Here is a 20,042-nt window from a genome sequence, read left to right as displayed (position 1 = left end):
CGCTCGCAGCGAGCCTGGCGGCGATCGACATGCGCGCAGCCACAGCGATCAGTCTTCCCGTGCTCATGCCAGCCTCTCGTCCTTGATTGCCAGCTCCCGGTCGCCCTGCCGGTAGCCCACGGTGCGAATACCGAGTGCGCTCTTGAGCTGCCGGGCGGGCACGACCTGGGGAGTCGGGGCGGGGGCCCGCCCCGGATTCGGCAGCGGGTAGGCGGTGGTGGTGGCGGAGTGGAAGGTGATGTTGCCTTCTGTCTTGGTGAACAGCTGGTGGACGTGCCCGTTCAGACAGGTCACCGAGGAGAAACGGCGCAGGAGCGCGATGACTTTCAACGCGTCGTCCGTACTCCAGCCCCACCGTGGGTACATGGCGAACAGCGGGATGTGGCTGAAGACCACGATCGGGGTGTCCGAGGGCACCCCCGCGAGGTCCTTGCGGACGAAGTCGATCTGAGCGTTGCCGAGGTGGCCCAGTTTTTCCAGGCTCAGGGTGTTCACCAGGGCGATGAAGTGCACTCCGTGGGTGTCGAAGCTGTACCAGCCGTCGCCGAGCGTGCCCTTGCCGAAGATCTGCCGGTAGGCGCGGCCCGCATCGCCGATGGAGTCGTGCTCACCGGGAACGGTGAAGACGCGGTCCGTCTGCAACCCGGCCATCATCTGCTTGACCTGGTCGAACTGATCCGGCGTCGACAGGTGTGTCAGATCGCCGCTGTGCATGACGAAGTCGGGCCTGAACCCGACCGCGTTGACCTGGTCGATCGCTTCGGTGAACGAGCCTGCCACGTCCAGGTTTGCCGGTCCGTGGAAGCCGATATGGCTGTCCGAGACCTGCACGAACCGCAGTTCGCTGCTGGTTGCCGTGGCTGCCTCGGCGGTAGTGTCCTGGGAGCCGGCGATATGACTGATCACCTCTCCACTGGCCACTGTCAGAACGACGGCTCCGCCGAACCATCCTGCGTGCCGCATGAGTTGACGCCGGGTCATGCCGTGTTGTTCGGTGGGCTGGTCGGCGTCGCCAACCGGGACTGGATCCTGACCGTCGCGGTACTCGGTCATCACGTCACCTCCACGGTGGCAGTCATGAACGGATGGATGGTGCAGAGGTAGGCGTAGGTACCGGGCTTGGTGAACCTGTAGCTGTAGGTGGCGTGGGTGGCCAGAGCGGGCGAGTGCAACGGTCCGCCCGATCCGGCGCTGGTGACGGTGTGGGCGTCGGTGTCCTGGTTGGTCCAGGTCACCGTCGTGCCGGCTTTGACCTTCAGGGTGGCCGGGGAGAATGCGAAGTTCTCGATTGCCACGGCGTCTCCGGTCACCGGCGCATCGGCCGCGCCCGTGCTCGGGGAACTCATGGGCATGCTCATACTGGGCATCGGCGAGGCGCCGGGGGCGGAGCCCGCCGCATGCTCTGTCGGGGAGGCACCGGGCATCCCTGCCATCTGACGCTGACCAGGACCGGGCGTAACGGCACCGGCCGCGGTCGAATGCGGCGACTGGCCGCACGCGCTCAGGAGCGCCAGGGCAGCGCTGGAGACGACGGCCAGCCCGACCGCGACGCGTGATCTCCGGCTCGCGTGATCAAAGTTCAGGTACATGGTGTTCGTTCCTCACTGATCAGGGAGAGATGGGTATGCGTGGCCGAGCGCTCACGACCGGAATGCTGCGCGTGGGATGTGCCTGCCACGGCCCCGCGCGTCCTCCGAAGGGCCCGGCGAGCGCAGGGTTCGAGCTGCGGCGGCACAGCCGCGGCGCGTGTCGACGAGTGCCGGAGCTGACATGCCCGCAGGTGTCGGTGTGCAGCGCCCGGGCGAGTGTGATCGGCGCCATGGAACCCTGCTGCAACGGGCGGGTCGGTCTCGGCTGATCATCTCTACCGGGAATGCCGTGTCTGTCGGCTTTCTTCTGGCTCCACGGACGGCGAGCGTCGTGCGGTTCGACGGATACGCGTTTTTTGTGAGACTTCTTTGCGATCACCCCTGATGGGTCAACCCATCGTCACTGGTACCGCACGGCGTGTGACACGACAAAGAAGCGCATATGCGCAATGATCTGCTTATGTCATGGAGTGCTCGAAAACGTGGCCAAACGGCCGATACGGATCGCTCCATGCATCGTGTTTCTGGTAAAGGGACCATTTCGAGCACGGACGAGGAACTGCTCCGCACTCTGTACGCCGAGCACGCGGGACCGCTCTTCCACTACGCGCTGCGACTGACTTCAGGAGACCGGCAGTGGGCCGAGGACGTCGTGCAGGAGACGCTGCTGCGAGCGTGGCAGCATCCCACCGCGTTCGAACCCGGACGCGGTCCTGCCCGGGCCTGGCTGTGTACGGTCGCCCGGCACCTGGTCATCGACGCTCACAGGGCCCGCAAGGCCAGGCCGGCGGAGACCGGCGGCGAGGCCCTGGAGCGGGCTGCCGAGCACACAGTGGGCGAGGACCAGATCGAGCAGGCACTGCAGAGCTGGGCAGTGGCCGACGCCATCCGGACGCTGTCCCCGGACCACCGCAGCGTACTGCTGGAAACGTACTACCGGGGCCGGACCATGGCGGAGGCCGCGGATGCGCTGGGCATCCCGCTGGGCACCGTCAAGTCGCGGACGTACTACGCCCTGCACGCCCTCCGGCTTGCGCTGCAGGAACGCGGCATCGAGCCATGACCGAGGCATGGAGGAGGCGCCGGCCATGAACGCAGACCACGACGCCCTGCGGCTGGCGCTGGGTGGGTATGTCCTGGGCACGCTGTCCTCTGCCGAAATGGAACAGGTGCGCGGCCACCTCGTGTCATGCGACGAGTGTCGGGCGGACCACGCCCAGCTGGCCGGACTGCCGACGCTGCTCTCGACGGTCACCGCAGCCGAAGCGGCAGGCCAGACGGTGCCCGTCGCCAACGCGGACTTGGCCGACCGGCTGGTGCGGCGGGCAGCCGAGCGCGGGCAGGGCTCACCACAGGGACCATCCGACATTTCCGCGGTACCTCAGGCCCCCGAGCCACGACTGCTCGACAGAATGCTTCAGCAGGCCGCGGCCAGGCGCCGCAGGACCTGGCGGTTGCAACTGGCCGGCGTCGCCGCCTCCCTGACGTTGGTCGCGGCGGCGGCTGCCGGCGGCACTTGGCTGGCGACCAGCGCATCCGTGGTCGGGCAGGCGCCGCAGCCGGGACCGACCACGCCGGCTCCGGCACGCACCTTCTCCGGAAGCGATTCCGCCACCGGCGTCACCGCGTCGGTGAAGGTCTTCCCCTCCGCTTGGGGCAGTGTTCTTCAGGTCTCGGCCCGCGGGGCGCCGGCCGGAATCATCTGCCGACTGCAGGCGGTCGGGCCCGGCGGGACAAGGGCGGACGCCGCTACGTGGCGGGCAGGCGAGTACCCGACCGGAACGACGATTCCAGGAGCGGTCCCCATGTCTCCGGGAGCCATCGAGCACTTCGAGATCGTCGCCGGCAACGGTCAGAAACTGGTGACGATCCAGGCATGAGGTGAGGGGGAGGCCGCCCGCCGAGTCTGCCGATGTCCGCCTGCACACGGCGACGTACCCCGCTCTGGGCACATCCAGGCGCTGATCACGAACTCGGCCTCCTGCTGGCATCCACGCCCACCAAGAAATTGGGCAAAAGTGCGAATGACTCGAACCGTATGCCACCCGCCGGCCGTGAAACCGGATGAGCGCTCACATACAGGTTCCGGTGTACCGCCTCCTCCTTGTACTTGTCGGTCCCCGCCACGACCCGGCCTCCGCACCTACACAGAAGAGCCAGAAGACCATGTTTGTGACCGATTCTGAGCGCATCAGCTCGCGACCCTGCCCCCATCAGGCGACGCTCACCCTGCCCGCGCAGGAGGCGCATGTGTCCGCAGCGCGTCACTTCACGGCGGATCTGCTGGAGTGCTGGAGCATTCCCGAGAGCGAGCGGGACTCCGCAGTTCTGATCGTCGACGAACTTGCCGCCAACGCCGCCCAGTACGGCCGCGAGTGCATGACGTTGGTGCTCATCCTCGACCACGACACCCTGTCCATAGTGGTCAGAGACTCCGGAACCGAAGTGGTGCGCGGTCCGCTCCGTACCGCGCCGGACGAACATGGCCGCGGCACCGGCATCGTCAAGTACCTCGCGCAGTCGACAGAAGTCCGCCAGACGCGCAGCGGCCGAGAAGTCCAGGCCTGCCTCCGGTGTTCGCCATGACCGAGCCCGCGCGTTCGGCTGTCGGCTCCTGCACTGGCCTTGGCTGCACGTACTGGCGGTGCAGCGGTCACGACCGCTCTGGCCCCCCAACTTCCCGCCCTGGGGCCGAGTTTCCCGGCGCACCGACGTTCGCGGCGGTGACCGCGAGGGGTCCGGCCCGACTGGATCTTCATCACCGACCCCGGCTTCCGCGCCAAGGCCGAACGCCTCCTGGACCGGTACGCCCGCACCTGGCCAGGCCACCCACTCGTCGATGCCCCCTCGTTCGAGCACGTCGTGGCCGCCCTGCGTGCGCCCTGGACGATCGGCCGGCCACGTACCCGGCCGGAAGTCGGTCTGGCGGACCGGGCCTACTCATCCCGGGCCATCCGCGAGCACCTGCGCCGACGCGGAATCCGAGCGGTGATTCCTCAGCCCGCCGACCAGATCGCCAACCGCAGGTGCAAGGGCCGCCAGGGCGGACGTCCCGGCGCCTTCGACCGCGAGGCGTACAACCTGCGCAACACCGTCGAACGCTGCGTCAACCGCCTGGAGAACTGGCGCGGCCTGGCCACCCGCTACGAGAAGACCGCCACCGTCTTCCGAGCCGGACTCCACGTCGTCGGCATCTTCATCTGGTCCGCCCGCTGATCCGAAGCAAAGGACCTGCCGGGTGTCAATTCCACGGTTTTTGGTAGGGGTTTTCGCCCAGCACTTGCGCGGCGGCCGCGCAGAGGTCTTCGCCGTAGATCTGGTTGCTGCCGTATTCGGAGCCCCAGAGTTCGGACGCGGCCTGGGCAACGGCGCGCCAGCTGAAGTCCTCATCGACTCGCCACGTGCGAATCTGCACGGCCATCTCCGTCGTGATCGTCGCCGGATCCACAAGGTTGTGTGTCATTCCAGTGACCCTAGAAACGTTGCCGGCCAGGTGGCCATCGGATAACGGCCTCGCCTGGTCCACCGGACAGGGACCCAGCGGATTTTGCCGGGCGCGCCACGTCGGGCATTCCTCCCCAAGCCCCTCGGGGAGTCGGGGATCCGAGCGCTGATCCGACAAGTTCCGAACGAGAAGCCCCATATGCGGCGGGAGGCCCGAGGGGCCACATCATTAGTCGGCCCGCGAGCGCCGGGCGCCGAGGTCAGCGCCCGAACACGTGCAGGTCCCCGCGCCCGGACGGCAGGGGGACCTGTGCGTTTCGCAAGAGACAGGGCGGACGGTCAGAAGACCTCGCCGTCCGTCTTCAGGTCAAGGCGGACGTTGGTGTCCGCGGTGCCGTTGTTGGTGGCGCAGGCCGTGTAGTAGCCGGCGCCGGGGAACGTGCCCCACACCGTGCGCAGGTCGGCGGCCCAGTTGGTGACCAAGCCCGGGGAGCCGGTGCCGGGGACCGTCACGCCGTTGTACTGCAGCTTGAACTTCGCACCCTGGCCGGTGGCCTTGCCGTCGGCCCGGACCTGGTACGAGGCGTACTGCTGGACGCAGCGCTGCTCGCCGGGGTGCAGAGTGCCGCCGAAGAACTGGCTGGCGGAGGCCGGGCCGGCGGTGGAGAGCAGCGCGGCGGCGCAGGCCGCGGCGACCGATGCAGCGGCGGTGAGCCGGACGCCGATGCGCCGGCGGGGGGTAGTGGGCGTGGTGGAGGCGGCAGACATGGACATGGAAATCCTCTCCCGGTTGTGTGTGGCTTGGCCCCGTCGGTGCGTACGCACCGACCGGCCGGATGAGCGGGCCCGTACGACCGGCCCGGAAGCGGCGACTGCGGCCGACGCCGCGTCCCGCTTACCGTCCGGGTCGTGTCCTCCCCGGGCACTGCCCACGGTAGGAGCGGTCACCGTCCGTTCGACACGTCGGAAAATGACCGACTTCCGCTCGATTTCCGCTCGTTCCGCCCGCTCCCCGGCCGGCCGGTGATATCACCGTCCCGTGGGGGGACAGCAGGCACCGCAGAGGATGGCCGACCGCTTTGCCGCGGCACGGGCCAGGGGGTTCGTGGGGCGTCGGGCGGAGGTGGAGGCGTTCCGCCGGATCCTGGCCGATGGGCGTGGTGCGGTGGTCCACGTGCACGGTTCGGCGGGGATCGGGAAGTCGACGCTGCTGCACCAGTTCGCATGGCTGGCAGACGGCGTCGGCCGACCGGTGACCGTGATCGCGCAGGAGCAGGCCGCGGGCGACGGGGCGGCGGATGCGTCGCTTCCGCACGTGGCCCCCGGCAGTCTCGTCGTGGTCGACGTCCCCGGCGCCGTCCCGGCCGCCGAACGGCTGCTCGCCCACGTGCCCGACGACGCCGTGCTGGCCCTCGCCGACCGCGAGCCGCCGCCGCTCGCGTGGCGGACCGACCCCGCCTGGCTCGGCCTCCTGCGTCCGATGCCGCTCGCCCCGCTGGATCCCGCCGACAGTGCCGAACTCCTGAGCCGGCGCGGCGTACCCGAGGCCGAGCACCCACACGTCCTGGCCTTCACGCACGGCCACCCGCTGGCGCTCGCCCTCATGGCCGACGTACACGTCCACGGCTCGCGCGGCGACACCACCCCGGCGTCGCCGCCCCGCGTGGTGAACACCCTGCTCGCAGCTCTGCTCGACGTGGTACCGAGCCCGCAGCACCGGTCGGCCCTGGAGGCGTACGCGCAGGTGCTCGTCACGACCGAGCCGCTGCTCGCGGCGCTCGTCGGCGTGCCGGACGCGAGCGACTTGTTCGAGTGGCTGTGCGCACTGTCGATCACCGAGTACGGCAGCCGCGGGATCCGCCCCCATGACCTGGCCCGGTCCGTACTCGACGCCGAACTCGGCTGGCGCCACCCGGCCCGCCGGGCGGAGCTGCGCCGCCGCGCGAGTGCGTACTACCAGCAGCTGTTCACCGACGGCGACCGGGCACGGCAGCGCACGGTGCTTGCCGACTTCGCCTACCTGCACCGCGACAGTCCGCTGGTGGGGCCGCTCCTGGCGCCGGTCACCGGCGGGGCGGCGGCCGCCGGCTCCGCGGATCTGGACGCTTTGTCCATCGCCCCGGCGGAGACGGCCGACCTGCCGGGGCTCCTTGCGATGGCCGAGCGGTACGAGGGGCCCGAGTCCGCTCGGGTGCTGGGCACCTGGTGGGGGCATCCGGCCGCCACCTGGGCCACCGTACGGGCGGCGGCGGATGCGGAGGAGGCCTCTCCCGCCGGCTTCTACCTCCTCCTCGTCCTTGGCCCCGACGACCTCGACGACCCGGCCGTCACCGCGGACCCGGCGGGCGCGGCCGCCGCCGGCTGGCTCGCCCGGCACGGCGGGCTGCGCGCGGGGGAACGGGCCCTGCTGGTGCGCGCCTGGCTGGCGCGGGACACGTACCAGGACGTGTCCGCCGTCCAGACCCTCATCACCCTGCGCCTGACCCACCACTACCTGACGGCGGAGCAGCGGCCCGCGCTCACCTTGCTGCCGTTCGCCGACCCGGAGTTCTGGGCCGGCGGCTGCGCGTACACGGACTTCGACCGCTTGCCGGGGGCCGACTTCACCGTGGGCGGCCGCGCGTACGGGACGTACGTCCACGACTGGCGCCGTACGCCCCCGCTGGCCTGGCTGGGCCTGCTGTGCGAACGGGAGTCGGCGGCCGACCCGCTGGCGGTGGCGGCGCCCTGCGAACCGGGCGGCGGACTGCGCGTCCTCGACGCCGAGACCTTCGCCGCCGGGGTACGTGAGGCCCTGCGTGGGCTGGGGCGGGCCGGCGGGCTGCGCGGCTGTGTCCTTCTCCGCTCCCGGGCGGTCGCGTCCCGGGCGGGCGAGGGCGCCGGCCCGGACGAGCGGACAACCGCCCTGGCCACCCTGCTGAAGGAGACGGCCGCCACGCTCCAGGCGGCTCCGCGCGACCGGCGTGCCCACCGGGCGCTCCACCATACGTACCTCCAGCCGGCGGGGACCCAGCAGCGCGCCGCGGACCTCCTCGGCCTGCCGATGTCGACGTACCGGCGCCACCTCGCGGCAGGCGTGGACCGGCTGACGGAGGAGCTGTGGCGGCGGGAGCTGGACAGCTGACAGAGGCTACGGCCCAACTGGCCTGGCTCGGCCAGGTTCCCCTCCATGGCCGCCTTGGCGATCCGATGGAGAAGGACCGCTCCGCTCGGCAGACGGAGCGGAGTGAAGAGTCGGTTCAGGAGGTTCTCCAGCCCGATTTCCGTGAGTTGGGGATCGTGAACTGCCTATCGCTTGCCCATTACGTCGTCGCCGTGTCATGCGCGCCTGGGTAGCCGGTACTCAACTCCTCTCCCGCACTGCCGGGCGCACGGCTCGGACAGATTGAGCAACGCCTGCTCAATCGGGTGGTCGGGGCGGCGCCCTAGCGTCGCAGTGTCCGCAGATCAGCGGTCACCGAGGAAAGGAGCCTTCCATGAAGTCCGGGTCGCACAACCACAATGAAATCGTCGTAGAGAATTCCATTGAGGTGCCGCCCGCCGGCTCCGCCGAGCCGACGCCGCGCGACATCGAGGCGGTCGCCGCGCCCGGAGCGGGGCCGATCGGCTGCAACCACAACCAGATCGGCGTGCTGAACCACAACCACATCAGCGTGCAGGGCGAGTAAAAGCGCACCAGATATGGATGTCCTCCGGATCCAGGCGAACGGGAGCGCCCGTTTCCGGCGCTATGTGAAGCAAAATGGAATTTCACCTACCGTCGTGGCGGTACTCTTCGGTGAATTCCTCTCCGGCGTCGGTTCCGGTACGACCTTCCCGTATCTGGTCGTCTACCTCCACGACGTCTGCGGCCTGCCCGGCGGCCAGGTGGGGGCGGCGTTGGTCGCCCGCTCGGTGGCCGCCGTTGCAGGATCCGTGGTCGGCGGTAGCCTGAGCGACCGCTACGGGTCACCTCGTGCCGTCGTCGCGCTCGGCGCGACGGCTGCGACAGCTACGGCCGTGATGGCGGGTAACCACGGGAACGCCGTCTGGCCGGGAATCGTCGGCGCAATCGTCTGCACGGGCGCGGAGGCGGCGCTCGTACCGGCGCTGGACGCGTTGCTGGCCCGGTCGGTGCCGCATCATGCTCGCGAGAAGGCATTCTCCTGGCGCAACACCATCGTGACTTTCGGGGCCATGCTTGGCGTCGCCGGCGGGTCCGCCGCGCTTGGCGTGCTCGGCGTCTCGAATGGACTGCGCTGGGTGTATGCCGTTGACGCCGCCTCGTTCGTGGTGCTGGCAGCTTTGGTGCTCCGGGCGTGCGGACCCTTCGGGGACCTCCTGCGCACGATCGAGGCTCATACACCCCGTGTTCGCGGGCCACGGAGCCGCAGTGCGCTGCACGGTCGCAGAACGCCGAGCGAGAACTACACCGTCGTCGTCCGCGATCCCGCCATGCTCAGGGCCTTCGTCTTCGTGCTGCTCGTTGTGGCCGCCGGGTTCGCTCAGCTTCAAATCGGCCTGCCCGCCGTGACGGTTCTGACCCGCCACGTTGATGCGCTCGGCTGGATTTTCGCCGCGAACATGCTCGTTGTCGCTGTCGTACAGGTGCCCGCACAGCGCGCCCTGGCGCGCTTTCCCCGGCCGGTCGTTCTCGCAGGCGGAGCCGCCTGCATGGCCGGAGCCTGGGTGGTCGTCGCCATGAACCCTGCCCCTGGGGTCGGGAGCCTTCTCACGGCGGCCGTGATGTTCGCCCTCGGGGAGGTCGCGTACCTGCCGGTCATCGCCGCGCTCGTCAACGACCTGGCGCCACCAGGCCTCGCCGGACGCTACAACGGCGCCCACACCCTCGCCTGGACCAGCGGTTTCGCCATCGGGGCTCTGGCCACAGGAACGCTTCTCGGGGCCCACTCCGTACGCCCGTTCTTCGCCGCCGCGGCCGCTGTCCTGGGCCTGACCGCGCTGATCGCGCTGAGTCTTGGCCGTATCCGACCGGAGGAGAGCCGCAGATGATCGAGCACAGACCCCCGAGCCCCGTGCGCGCGGCAATCGAGCAAGCCGAGCGTGCACTGGACGCAGGTCTCGCCGAGAAGGCGGAGCACCTGCTGCGGACCGCGCTGAACATTCCCTCTTACCTGGCTCGTCGGCCTACGACCACCGAACCTCTCACCGAGGAACACCTCCGAGCACGCGGCATGCTGGCCGCCGTATGGCGGATGCAGGGCAAGTACCGGCACGCCGGGCTGCTGCTCGCGGTGACACTGGCCGCGGCAGAGACCGCCACGGGCCCCTCGTCACCCCTCGTGGCATGGCTGTGCAACCAGCGGGGCGTCCTGGGCAAGTGCGTCGGAGACTTCGCCCTCGCCGAACACCAATATTTCCGGGCGCTGGAGATCTACGAAGGTACCTTCGGGCCGGAGCACGACACCGTTGCCATGGTTTGCCACAACCTCGGAGGGCTGGCCCATGCGCGCGGTGATGCACAGGCCGGGGAACCGTGGGCCGCCCGCGCCGTACGGATCCGTACCCGGCTGCACGGGCCAGGCCATGTCCTCACGGCCCTTGACCTGGCCGCGTGGGCCGCCCTGCTGGACGGCTGCGGGCGCTTGGAGGAAGCTGAGCACTGCCTGTGGCAGGCACTCGCCGTCTTTCAGGACGTCCACGGCCCTGACCACTACGAAGTGGCTGTGACCTTGCACAACCTCGCTGCCCTCCAACATCGGCGCGGCGAATTCGGTCCGGCGAGCCGGCGCTACGCCGACGCCCTGCGCCTCAAAGAGCGCCTACTGGGAACCGACCACCCCGACTTGGCACCGACGCTTGTCAACACGGCGGCCTTGAGCGAGTCGCAGGGCGAGACGGCACACGCACGTGCGCTGTACGGGCGCGCAATCCGACTCCTGCAATCCAGGGTTCACGCCATGCACCCCACTCTGACCTCGGCACGAGCGGCGCTCGGCAGGCTTGCTACCGACTCTCGTGAGCCCGCTGCCACCCTCAGCAAGGAAGAGACACCTTGATGACAATCCCAGCCCGGACGGCGTTTCGCAGCGCGATACTCGCGGAGGCGGCCATCTGGCCGGCCGCTCTCATCGTGGCGCTCCTGCACCTGGTGCCCACTCAGCTCAGCCCGGTCACTGACATGGTCAGCGAGTACGCACTGGGCAGGTTCGGGCTGCTGGCGGACACGTGCTTCCTGGCAATCGGGGGCTCCGCCCTCGCGCTTGCCGTATGCCTGCGCCGGGCCCTGCAGCCGACGCCGGCTGTCAAGACGGCGACCATCGCGCTCACCGTCATGGCGACGGCTACCTTCGCACTTCCATTCTTCCCGACCGATCCCGACCGGCCCTCGACTGTGCATGGCTGGATCCACCTGACCGCCGCGCTGCTCGGCATGACCTCGCTCATCGTGGCCGCGGCCGCCATCGCCGTGCACTACCGCACTCACGTCGCGACCCCCCCCGCCGTCAACGCACATCGCCCGTCTCAGCCTCATGTGCTCCGCTGTCATGGCTCTGAACCTGGCCCTCATGCTGGCACGTTGGCTGCCAGGACTTACCGAACGCCTGCTGATTCTCGCCGGAATGGTGTGGATCGCCGTCATCTCGCGATTCCTGCGCACCAAGACGCTGGGCGGGGGCTGAGCTGATGCACGATGCACTTCCGAACCGCACGCATACCGAAGCCATCGAGCGGGAACCCGAGACCGTGCCACCCGCGCCGGTAGCCGCCCGCCTTGCCGCGGTCCCCGGTTCGCCGCTGCGAGACATCCTGGCCCTGACGGACCGCCCCGAGGTTGTCTCCTTCGCCGGCGGCCTGCCTGATCCCGGCCTCTTCGACCAGGCGGGCCTGCGTGCCGCGTTCCACGAGGTATTGGCACACTCCGCGCTGCGCGTGTTGCAGTACTCGCGCACCGAAGGCGATCCAGAGCTGCGCGATGCGCTTGCCACACGCCTGTCCCGACGTGGGCTGCCAACCTCCGCCGACGATGTGCTGATCACCACCGGGTCGCAGCAGGCCCTCGCCGTGTCCGCCACGGCCCTGCTGGACCCCGGCGACACAGTCGTGGTGGAAGACCCCTCATACCTGGCCGCCCTGCAGTGCTTCCGACTCGCGGGAGCCCGGGTGGTCCCCCTCCCCCCTCAAGGCGGAGGGCTCAACCCCGAGCTGCTGCTGGAGACGGTGCGACGCGAACGCCCGAAAGTGCTGTACGTCGTACCGAACTTCCAAAACCCCACAGGGCACACCCTGTCCAGGGCGGTCCGAGCACAGATCGCCAGGATCGCCGCGGTCCATGGCCTGTGGATCGTCGAAGACGACCCTTACGGCGATCTCCGTTACCGTGGCGAGCCATTGCCGGCGCTCGCGGCACACGCCGGAGCAGAAGACCGGACGCTACTGCTCGGCAGCTTCTCCAAGACGCTTGCACCCGGCCTGCGCTTGGGCTGGATCCGCATGCCGCAGACCGTGCGCCGCGCACTCGTCGTTGCCAAGCAGTCCGCCGATCTGCACACATCCACGCTGGATCAGGCGGCGGTTGCCAGATACCTGGCCCAGGCGCCCGTCGACGAGCACCTCGCGCGACTGCGCGAGGCGTACCGCACACGTTTGGCAACCATGCTGGAGGGCCTGCCGGACACCCTGCCTCATGGCAGCACATGGAGCGTGCCAGACGGTGGCATGTTCCTCTGGGCCCGCCTTCCGGACGGATGGGACACCGAAGCGTCCCTGCCGCACGCACTTCGCAGGAACGTCGCCTACGTCCCCGGAGCGCCCTTCTTTGCGGGCACCCCGGTCCGGGCCTCCCTGCGTCTGTCCTTCACCACTCACGCGCCGCAGGACATCACCGCGGGACTGGCACGGCTGGCGGCCGCGCTCAAGCAACAAGGGAAGAACTGAAGTGACCCTGAACGGAACCAGCCGCTCTCAGGCTATGTGGGCCCTGACAATTACCAGCGCGGCCGGCTTCATGATCGGCCTGGACAATCTCATCGTCACGACCGCGCTGCCGTCCATCCGCAATGATCTTGGCGGAGATATCGAGGACCTGACCTGGACCGTCAACGCCTACACACTGTCCTTCGCCGCGCTGCTGATGACGGGCTCGACGCTGGGCGAACTGTTCGGCAGGCGCCGGCTGTTCATCATCGGGCTGGCCGTATTCACCGCAGCATCCGCCACCGCAGCCCTTGCCCCCGGCCTCCCGGCCCTGATCGCGGCGCGGGCTGCACAGGGGATGGGCGCAGCGGTGCTGCTTCCGCTGACACTGACCCTGCTCACGATCGCCGTACCAGCCGCTCGCAGGGGCATGGCCTTCGGAATCTGGGGCGGCATCAACGGCAGCGCCATCGCCCTCGGGCCTGTCATCGGCGGGGCGGTGATCGACCAACTCTCCTGGCAATGGATCTTCTGGCTGAACGTTCCCATCGGCCTTCTCCTGCTGCCGCTGTCCCGCCTGCGGCTGGCAGAAAGCCACGGCAGCGCCGGTAGGCTCGACGTGCCTGGCACCCTGCTCGCCACCTCCGGCGTGTTCGGCCTGGTGCTATCCCTCGTACGCGGGGAGAGGGCGGGCTGGACCAGTCAAGGCGTGCTCGCTGGATTCGTCGGGGGAGCGATTCTGCTCGCAGCCTTCGCCTGTTGGGAACTGCGTACCCCGTACCCGATGCTGCCCATGCGGCTCTTTCGCAGTCGCGCCTTCAGCGTAGCCAACGCCATCGGCCTGCTGAACTTCTTCGGCCTGTTCGGCGCCGTCTTCCTGCTCACCCAGTTCCTCCAAGGCGCACAAGGTTATTCACCGGTGGAGGCAGGCGTGCGAATGCTGCCATGGACGGCTCTGCCCATCGCAGTCACACCGCTCGCGGGCACGCTCTCCGACCGCATGGGCAGCCGTGGCATCCTCGTCCTCGGGCTCGCCCTCCAGGCGCTGGGTATGGCCTGGTACGCAGCCCTGACGGCTCCTGGCCTTTCCTATGCCGCCCAGGTGCCGCCATTCGTCCTGTGCGGGCTTGGTATGTCCCTGTTCTTGGCACCCGTTGCCAACGTGGTCATGAGCAGTGTGAGCGCCGAACAGCAGGGCATCGCCTCGGGCGCCAGCACATCGCTGCGCAACATCGGAGGTGTGCTCGGAGTATCGGTGTCCGGCGCGGTGTTCTCGGCCTGCGGCGGCTACCAGTCCGCCGGGCAATTCGTCGACGGGCTCCGGCCCGCGCTGTGGATCGGCGCCGCCGCGTTCGCGCTTGCGTCCGTGACCGCGGTGTTGTTGCCCACGGGCCGTGCCGGGGTCACGGTCCGCGCTGCGGGCAGCCCGGCCAAGGACACAGCGACATCGGTCTGACCGGTGCCCGCTCAGGCAACGTTGGCCTTCTGTAGGCTCCGTTCGCCGAATGGGAGGTTTCGCCTTGGGTGCTGGTCCGCGCAGAGCCTGGCTGGCTGCTGCACTCGTCGGGGGACTTCTGTGTGCTTGCGATCCGGCAACCATGGATCCCACAGACCCTGCCAACTTCAGCTCCGTGGTCTTCGTCAATGACACCGACTCCCCGGCTGTCCTGTTCGAGTGTGGCGACAGCCGTGGACGCGACTGTCATGACATGAGCGGTCGACTCGCCCCCGGAGAACGCTGCGACCAGCGGGTGTACTGGGGGGCAGGCCTCGATCCCTGGCAGGTCCGGGATGCACGGGGACGGATCGTGGGCTGGCTGGTCGTGGACACACCGCGCCGTGAGTCCGGAGCCGTGTACTACCTCAGCGATGCGGAGCACCGGGCCGACAAGCCAACGACTCCGCGTATCTCGCCGCACCCCGATCACGCCGCCGACCAACGCCTACGCAAAGTCGTCAACGGGGAGAACATTGCCTGATGCGGCACCGGACGCTTTCCAAGGAAATCTCGCCCCTCAGACGCGGCCCCTATCAATCGCGAAACAGGATCTCAGTGGAACAGGTGCTCGGGTGTGATTTCGTATTTCAGGGCTTGGGCGAGATCGGTGCGGTTGTGGATACCGAGTTTGAGGTAGATGCGCTGCAGGTGGTTCTCCACTGTGCGGACGGAGATCGTGAGGTGCTGGGAGATGGCCTTGCTGGTGTTCCCGGCGGCGGCCAGCAGAGCGATTTCCTGTTCGCGTTTGGTGAGGGGTTCGGAAGTGCTGGCGATGGTGGCCAGGAGGGGGGTGCGGGCACCTTCGCATCGGCTGGCGAGACTGGCGGCGCGAGTGGTGGCGGCCGTCACCTTGCGGGAGTCTCCCAGGCGTTGCCAGGCGCCGGCGGCCGCGGCTGCCGACTCGGCGGCGAGGACAGGCGTGCCCATGTGCTCGAGTTCTTCTGAGCAGTTCATGAGACGCTGCGGATCGTTGTCCGCCAGGGCGGTGACAAAGCGTGCGCGTGCGTGAGTGAGTGCGCCGTCGCAGTGGGAGGAGAGTTCGGCCAGCCGCTCGCGGGCGCTCTTCGAATCGCCGAGGCGTGCGACGTCGGTGAGCAGAAGCACTTCGGAGATGACGTGGCCGGTGCGCCTGGCGTCGGCGGCGGCGGTGTGCAACAGGTCTCGGGCTCGGCCGAGTTCGCCGCGAGCGGCGTGCAGCCAGGCCAGGCCGAGCGCCTCTTCGCCGGCCAAGAAGCCACTCGGCGAGTTCGCTTCGAAGTCCGGGATGAGTGAGGCGGCCATGTTGATGTCGCCGACGAGTGCGGCGCAAGCCATCAAGCCCGACAGATACGAGCGGACAACTCTCGTCAGCCGATGCGTGCGCGCTATGGCGGCGGCCTCCGCGTACCATCGCCGGGCGCTGATGGGGCGACCAGCCAGCCACTCCGCACGTGCGCTGTAAAAAGCCAGGTACTGGCGGGCCACAGGAGAGTGCGCGGCCTGTAGGGTGTCCGAGGCTCTGAGGGAGACCTCTCGAGCCTCGTCGATCATCCCGTTTTCCATGAACGACAACGCGAGCGGCGCGAGTTGCAGGGCTGGATGAGGTAGTAGCTTGCCCTCCCCGATCGCTTCGTGGACGGACCTTGCATGATCGGCCAGCGACTGGGCCTCTTCGACGCTGCCGACGAAGGCCAGGCCCAAGGCCTTCGCGTTCAGCGTGATCAACCAAGCGTCCAGGCCCTCCTGAGGCGGAGCGTCGGGCAGATCGTCGAGCATTCGGAGCCCCTGGGCCGGCGAGCCTCCCACGGTGAGCATGCCCCCCTCCATGAGGCGGGACTGCCGTGCGCAGGCTTGATCGGAGAGGGCGGATCGGGCTGTGGCGCAGACCGTGAGTGCCCTGTCCAGGCGGGGGTCCGACCAGAAGAGGTTGGTGCAACGGGTTGTTGCCACCGTGATCCTCTCGTGGTCGTTACGGGCGCGGGTGTCGGCTTCGGCGAGGATCGCATCGGCGCGTTCGAGTTGGCCGGTGTGCATGAAGGCCCGGCCGAACAGGACACGGCTTTCCAGCGTGTGCTGGTCGGGTCTGAGAGCGGTGAGCAACTCGATGACTTGTTCGTTGTCGTTGGAGTTCATCGCGACCGCGGCGGCCTGTTGGAGGAGGGCGGGGTCTGCGCTGCCGGTGGCAGCTAGTCGCCAGGAAGCGACGTGAAGGGCGTCGTCGCGGCGTTTCAGGCCGTGGGACTCGAGCCGCTCAGCCTGTCGCAGGCCGAGGTCGCAGCGCTCGAGGGCGGAGGTGCCGGCAGCGATGACCTCTTCATACAGGGGGTGGGCCAGGGTGAGGGTCATCCTGCGTCGATGTGCGGAGATCTGGATGATGCCCGATCGCTCGAGGTGGTCCAGGACGGTGCGGTCGGTGAGGGTTGTGGCGTCGGTGAGGGATAGGGCGCCGCAGAAGGCGAGGGATTCGAGCAGGGGCCGGGCCGCCGGCGGTGAGAGAGAGATCCTGGTGGCGATCAGGTCCCTGAGGTGCGGGGTGACCGGGAGGCGTTTCTCTGAGATGTCCCAGACTCCGCCGTCGTGGGTGAGGGCCCCTGCCTCCGTCGCTCCGAGTACGAGCTCTCTCAGGAACAGGGCGTTTCCGCCGCTGGCGGTGAAAAGCGCGTGGAGAGTACGTCGGCTGACGGGGCCTCCGAGGACGCGATGAAGGAGGTTTTCGACCTGGTTGCGAGCCATGTGGCCGAGGTCGATGCGACGGACGTGGTCGCCACGCTGCAGCAGCGCATGGATGGCGTCACTTGTCTGTTCACCGGGGCGGGCGGTGCCGATCAGTGCAATGACCTGGGAGTCGAGGAGTTGGCCGAGCAGGACAGCCGATGAGTTGTCGAGCAGGTGCAAGTCGTCGACGAGTATGACAGTGGGCTTGGAGTGTCCCGCCAGGGTCTGGGCGACGGTTCGGAAACCACTGACGGGGTCGGTGAGGTCGACGCCTGCGGGGAGGATGTGGGCGATCGCTCCCAGGGGTACCTGGGCGGCGGCCCGGCTGGCCACTGCTTTGGCGGTGCGCCGCTTTCCGGCAGCGGCCAGGTCGAGGAACTCTTCCGCCAGGCGGGTCTTCCCCACCCCGACGGGCCCGCAGATCATCCAGGAGTGAATGTGGTTGGCGGAAAGATCCTGCGCGAAGGAGTCCAGGTGCGGTTTCCGCCCGACGAGTGGCCACCTGTCCATCCAGCCCTGCATGCCGTACTCCCTCAAGGCGTGACAGATTACTCATGCTACCTGTGGTGTCGCAGGGTACGTACGCCTGAGACCTCGGCTGTGATCGAGAAGGGGGTGTCTTGTCGGCGGTCGGTGTCAGCGCTGCTCTTGTGACGATTCCAGGACGACCCAGCGGTCGATCAGTCCGTCATGTCGGTCGATCTCTCCGGCACGGACTGAGAGGGACTGGACAATAGTGCCGCCGCGACCCCGTTCGTCAGAGGGACGGCCGGCGGTCCAGGACTCCTCGAGGGCGTCAGGGCCGCCGTCGGTGACCTTGATCAGCAATGTCCGGTCCACGCGGAGGAGCAGAGACAGCCGGATGGGAGGCTGGGCGTGCACCACGGCGTTGGTGACCAGCTCCGAGACGATCAGTAGGGCGTCACTGAGGGTTTCGCCTACGAGTTCCCAGCGCTCCAGCACGGTGCGGGCTTCACGACGGGCCGTCGATGGGGACTGCGGATCGTGATCCAGCGCCAGGCGCCATGCGAACGGCGCTGGGAGGGTCGCAAGCCCTCCGCCCTCTGAGACGGTGGTCGGGGCGGTCGGCGTGATGGCCTCGGCGGCTCTGAGAGTCATGGGGATCACTGCTTCGCAGGAGTGGATTTCCGATAACCCCAAGACACAGTCATGCCGTGATCCAGCGCTTGAGTAAGTAGTACCTAACCCGACATTTCGCCGTTATCTGAGATATGTGAATCGAGCGGATGTATCGATACATAATGGCGGTCGGTTGTTACGCCCGCTCTGCCGTGATTGTCACGGGGCGGTGGCTGCCATGTGCGCTGCGTAGTCGTCGGTAGAGGGTAGCCCCCCATCCAGAGCCTGTTGAACTGCTGGACCGACTCCTGCACCACCCACAGGTCGGCACCAAGATCGAGGCAGACCTAACGGAGCCCTACTGGACATCAGCTGATTGAAGCACTGGGCTGCCGATTTCCGCTGCCGTCGCTGCCTGCCGTCCGGCCATCCTGCAACCGACGCAGTTCGGGTGGCCTTGGCGAGCAGCGAGGTCTTTCACCCGCCAGTCCCATTGATCAGCCGGACGAGGGCCGCTCGGCTTGCCCCAACCGGCCAGATGAAGAACCCAGGTGGCCAGCACGGCCAGTGCGATGACCGCGAGACCGCCGGCGATCACAGGACCGGAGACGAGGATCATGCCAAGGCCAGCGGCGCAGAACCCAACCACTGCAATGCACGTTCCGGTCCAGCCGGCCACCGTGTGACCCATGTCCACATCGCCATGTGCGCTCATCAATTCTCCCCAACCTTGCCGATGAGCCTGCCGCCCATACGCCGACAGCAAGATTGGTTCACCGGTTGGGTCAGGGCTTGAGTAGGTGCTACTCATTTCATTGCGCGGAACCGGGCGCGGGAACGGCATCCGTAGGTGATCTCGCAGCTGCGTTCGCGGGCGACGGTGGGCTCAGGCGCGGAGCCGTCTGAGTAGCCATTACTCATGTCTCGGAGGTGCCAGCGCCCTGAGAGTAAGAACGTTCGGGTCATGCGCTCTCGCCCTGGTCCGGATATGCACGGCCGACATGGCCTGCTGAGTTCCGAGGCCGGAGGCTGAAGCACATGGTCACGCATGGTCCATCCCTGACGAGTGGCTTGAGAAAGGTCGCGTGGAGCGAGGGGACCTGGCTGAACGCTCCCCCGGACTACCGGGAAGAGGGCAAGGATCTTGTGGTGGCCACCGCCGGAGGAAGCGATTTCTGGCGGCACACGGCATACGGGTTCGTCCGCGACGACGGTCACGCTCTGCTGGCGGATCTGCCGGACACGGCGGCCGTGGAAGTGACGTTCACTGCTGAGTTCCTGACCCGGTACGACCAGGCGGGGCTCATGGTCAGGGTGCATGATGCCCTGTGGGTGAAAGCCGGCGTCGAGCTGACCGACGGCGCGCCCCACGTGGGAGCGGTGGTGACCCGAAGGCTCTCGGACTGGTCATTGGCTCCGGTGCCGGACTGGTCGGGCAGGCCGGTCACGGTTCGGGCGAGTCGATTCGGGGGCGCCCTGGTGATCCGGGCCAGGTGCGACGGTGGTCCGTGGCGACTGTTGCGTGTGGCCCCTTGGCCCGCCGGGGTGGCGTCGATGGCTGGACCCTATTGCTGTTCACCGGGACGCAGCGGCCTGCTCGTCCGCTTTGGCGGCTTCTTTGTCGGCCCGGCCGACTCCGGCCTCCACGTCACTCCTTGATCCGTCTCCGTCGCGGAAGCGGTCGGGGAGAGCCTGGAGAGCGGGCCCCTGTCCGAGTCGCGTGCACAGCCGCATACCTCGCTTCGCCGTTCACGCTCCCGGGAGCGCCGCCACTCACAGGGTGCTGTCAGGGGTGGCGCCCCGTGTCAGCCGGCTGTGCCGCGCTCTTCGACTGATTGTGCACGCGCCCCGCTGCGGGCGGAGGAGAGAGAAGACAGCCC

At 68.3% G+C, this 20,042-nt stretch carries 19 protein-coding genes and 2 pseudogenes; 14 read left to right on the top strand and 7 right to left on the bottom strand.

The annotated features are described in order from the left end of the window. Nucleotides 1–63: 63 nt before the first annotated feature. Nucleotides 64–1,053, bottom strand: coding sequence for a metallophosphoesterase family protein (locus tag Q8A52_RS32885; protein ID WP_316758086.1), 990 nt, complete (start codon nucleotides 1,051–1,053; stop codon nucleotides 64–66). Next, entirely contained in the window at nucleotides 1,053–1,346 is a 294-nt protein-coding gene (locus Q8A52_RS32880; protein WP_316758084.1) for a plastocyanin/azurin family copper-binding protein, read from the bottom strand. Before Q8A52_RS32880 ends, Q8A52_RS32885 begins: the two co-directional genes overlap by 1 nt. A 754-nt stretch (nucleotides 1,347–2,100) precedes the next feature. Here Q8A52_RS32880 and Q8A52_RS32875 point away from each other — a divergent pair. From Q8A52_RS32875 to Q8A52_RS32860, 4 genes and pseudogenes are all read left to right on the top strand, one after another. Further along, nucleotides 2,101–2,652 (top strand): sigma-70 family RNA polymerase sigma factor, encoded by a 552-nt coding sequence (locus Q8A52_RS32875; protein WP_316758083.1) that lies wholly within the window; start codon nucleotides 2,101–2,103, stop codon nucleotides 2,650–2,652. 25 nt (nucleotides 2,653–2,677) lie between these two features. Next, nucleotides 2,678–3,469 (top strand): anti-sigma factor, encoded by a 792-nt coding sequence (locus tag Q8A52_RS32870; RefSeq protein WP_316758081.1) that lies wholly within the window; start codon nucleotides 2,678–2,680, stop codon nucleotides 3,467–3,469. Between the two features lie 286 nt (nucleotides 3,470–3,755). Continuing rightward, nucleotides 3,756–4,175 (top strand): ATP-binding protein, encoded by a 420-nt coding sequence (locus tag Q8A52_RS32865; protein ID WP_316758292.1) that lies wholly within the window; start codon nucleotides 3,756–3,758, stop codon nucleotides 4,173–4,175. Between the two features lie 252 nt (nucleotides 4,176–4,427). Beyond that, nucleotides 4,428–4,805 (top strand): annotated as a pseudogene (locus tag Q8A52_RS32860) (transposase); the annotation flags it as partial. Between the two features lie 25 nt (nucleotides 4,806–4,830). Here Q8A52_RS32860 and Q8A52_RS32855 read toward each other — a convergent pair. Further along, nucleotides 4,831–5,052 carry a hypothetical protein gene (locus Q8A52_RS32855; RefSeq protein ID WP_316758080.1) on the bottom strand — a complete coding sequence of 74 codons (222 nt, stop codon included), beginning with the start codon at nucleotides 5,050–5,052 and terminating at the stop codon, nucleotides 4,831–4,833. Nucleotides 5,053–5,372: 320 nt separating this feature from the next. After that, entirely contained in the window at nucleotides 5,373–5,807 is a 435-nt protein-coding gene (locus Q8A52_RS32850) for a hypothetical protein (protein ID WP_316758078.1), read from the bottom strand. A 265-nt stretch (nucleotides 5,808–6,072) separates the two neighbouring features. Between Q8A52_RS32850 and Q8A52_RS32845 the strand changes: the two genes are divergently transcribed. The 9 genes and pseudogenes from Q8A52_RS32845 to Q8A52_RS32810 all read left to right on the top strand — a co-directional run bounded on the left by Q8A52_RS32845 (nucleotide 6,073) and on the right by Q8A52_RS32810 (nucleotide 14,869). After that, on the top strand, nucleotides 6,073–8,157 hold the full coding sequence (locus tag Q8A52_RS32845; RefSeq protein ID WP_316758076.1) for an ATP-binding protein: 2,085 nt from the start codon (nucleotides 6,073–6,075) through the stop codon (nucleotides 8,155–8,157). Between the two features lie 352 nt (nucleotides 8,158–8,509). Then, the gene (locus tag Q8A52_RS32840) at nucleotides 8,510–8,701 is read left to right on the top strand and encodes a hypothetical protein (RefSeq protein WP_316758074.1); all 192 of its coding nucleotides are present in this window, start codon (nucleotides 8,510–8,512) and stop codon (nucleotides 8,699–8,701) included. Nucleotides 8,702–8,795: 94 nt separating this feature from the next. Next, nucleotides 8,796–10,025 carry an MFS transporter gene (locus Q8A52_RS32835; protein WP_316758072.1) on the top strand — a complete coding sequence of 410 codons (1,230 nt, stop codon included), beginning with the start codon at nucleotides 8,796–8,798 and terminating at the stop codon, nucleotides 10,023–10,025. Beyond that, complete coding sequence (locus tag Q8A52_RS32830; protein ID WP_316758070.1) at nucleotides 10,022–11,032, top strand: tetratricopeptide repeat protein; 1,011 nt, start codon at nucleotides 10,022–10,024, stop codon at nucleotides 11,030–11,032. Before Q8A52_RS32835 ends, Q8A52_RS32830 begins: the two co-directional genes overlap by 4 nt. Next, nucleotides 11,032–11,430 (top strand): annotated as a pseudogene (locus Q8A52_RS49170) (DUF998 domain-containing protein); the annotation flags it as partial. The gene Q8A52_RS32830 and the pseudogene Q8A52_RS49170, both read left to right, overlap by 1 nt. Nucleotides 11,431–11,521: 91 nt before the next feature. After that, nucleotides 11,522–11,656, top strand: a complete 135-nt coding sequence (locus tag Q8A52_RS32825; protein ID WP_316758068.1) for a hypothetical protein — start codon at nucleotides 11,522–11,524, stop codon at nucleotides 11,654–11,656. 4 nt (nucleotides 11,657–11,660) lie between these two features. Further along, the gene (locus Q8A52_RS32820; RefSeq protein WP_316758066.1) at nucleotides 11,661–12,911 is read left to right on the top strand and encodes an aminotransferase-like domain-containing protein; all 1,251 of its coding nucleotides are present in this window, start codon (nucleotides 11,661–11,663) and stop codon (nucleotides 12,909–12,911) included. A gap of 1 nt (nucleotide 12,912) precedes the next feature. After that, nucleotides 12,913–14,346 (top strand): MFS transporter, encoded by a 1,434-nt coding sequence (locus Q8A52_RS32815; RefSeq protein ID WP_408649290.1) that lies wholly within the window; start codon nucleotides 12,913–12,915, stop codon nucleotides 14,344–14,346. A 253-nt stretch (nucleotides 14,347–14,599) separates the two neighbouring features. Continuing rightward, nucleotides 14,600–14,869, top strand: coding sequence for a hypothetical protein (locus Q8A52_RS32810; protein ID WP_316758065.1), 270 nt, complete (start codon nucleotides 14,600–14,602; stop codon nucleotides 14,867–14,869). Between the two features lie 71 nt (nucleotides 14,870–14,940). On the opposite strand, the gene Q8A52_RS32805 is transcribed toward Q8A52_RS32810, so the two are convergent. The 3 genes from Q8A52_RS32805 to Q8A52_RS32795 all read right to left on the bottom strand — a co-directional run bounded on the left by Q8A52_RS32805 (nucleotide 14,941) and on the right by Q8A52_RS32795 (nucleotide 18,877). After that, nucleotides 14,941–17,604, bottom strand: a complete 2,664-nt coding sequence (locus Q8A52_RS32805) for a LuxR C-terminal-related transcriptional regulator (protein WP_316758063.1) — start codon at nucleotides 17,602–17,604, stop codon at nucleotides 14,941–14,943. 114 nt (nucleotides 17,605–17,718) lie between these two features. Then, the gene (locus Q8A52_RS32800; protein WP_316758061.1) at nucleotides 17,719–18,201 is read right to left on the bottom strand and encodes an ATP-binding protein; all 483 of its coding nucleotides are present in this window, start codon (nucleotides 18,199–18,201) and stop codon (nucleotides 17,719–17,721) included. 319 nt (nucleotides 18,202–18,520) lie between these two features. Further along, nucleotides 18,521–18,877 (bottom strand): HGxxPAAW family protein, encoded by a 357-nt coding sequence (locus Q8A52_RS32795; protein WP_316758059.1) that lies wholly within the window; start codon nucleotides 18,875–18,877, stop codon nucleotides 18,521–18,523. A gap of 323 nt (nucleotides 18,878–19,200) precedes the next feature. Here Q8A52_RS32795 and Q8A52_RS32790 point away from each other — a divergent pair, with 323 nt between their 5' ends. Continuing rightward, nucleotides 19,201–19,821, top strand: a complete 621-nt coding sequence (locus Q8A52_RS32790; protein ID WP_316758057.1) for a DUF1349 domain-containing protein — start codon at nucleotides 19,201–19,203, stop codon at nucleotides 19,819–19,821. Nucleotides 19,822–20,042: the final 221 nt, after the last annotated feature.

The sequence above is a fragment of the Streptomyces herbicida genome, assembly GCF_032656585.1.
In the GTDB taxonomy this organism is placed as follows: Bacteria; Actinomycetota; Actinomycetes; order Streptomycetales; family Streptomycetaceae; genus Streptomyces; species Streptomyces herbicida.
Note: the sequence above shows the minus strand (reverse complement) of the source record. Positions and strands in the feature narration are given on the sequence as shown.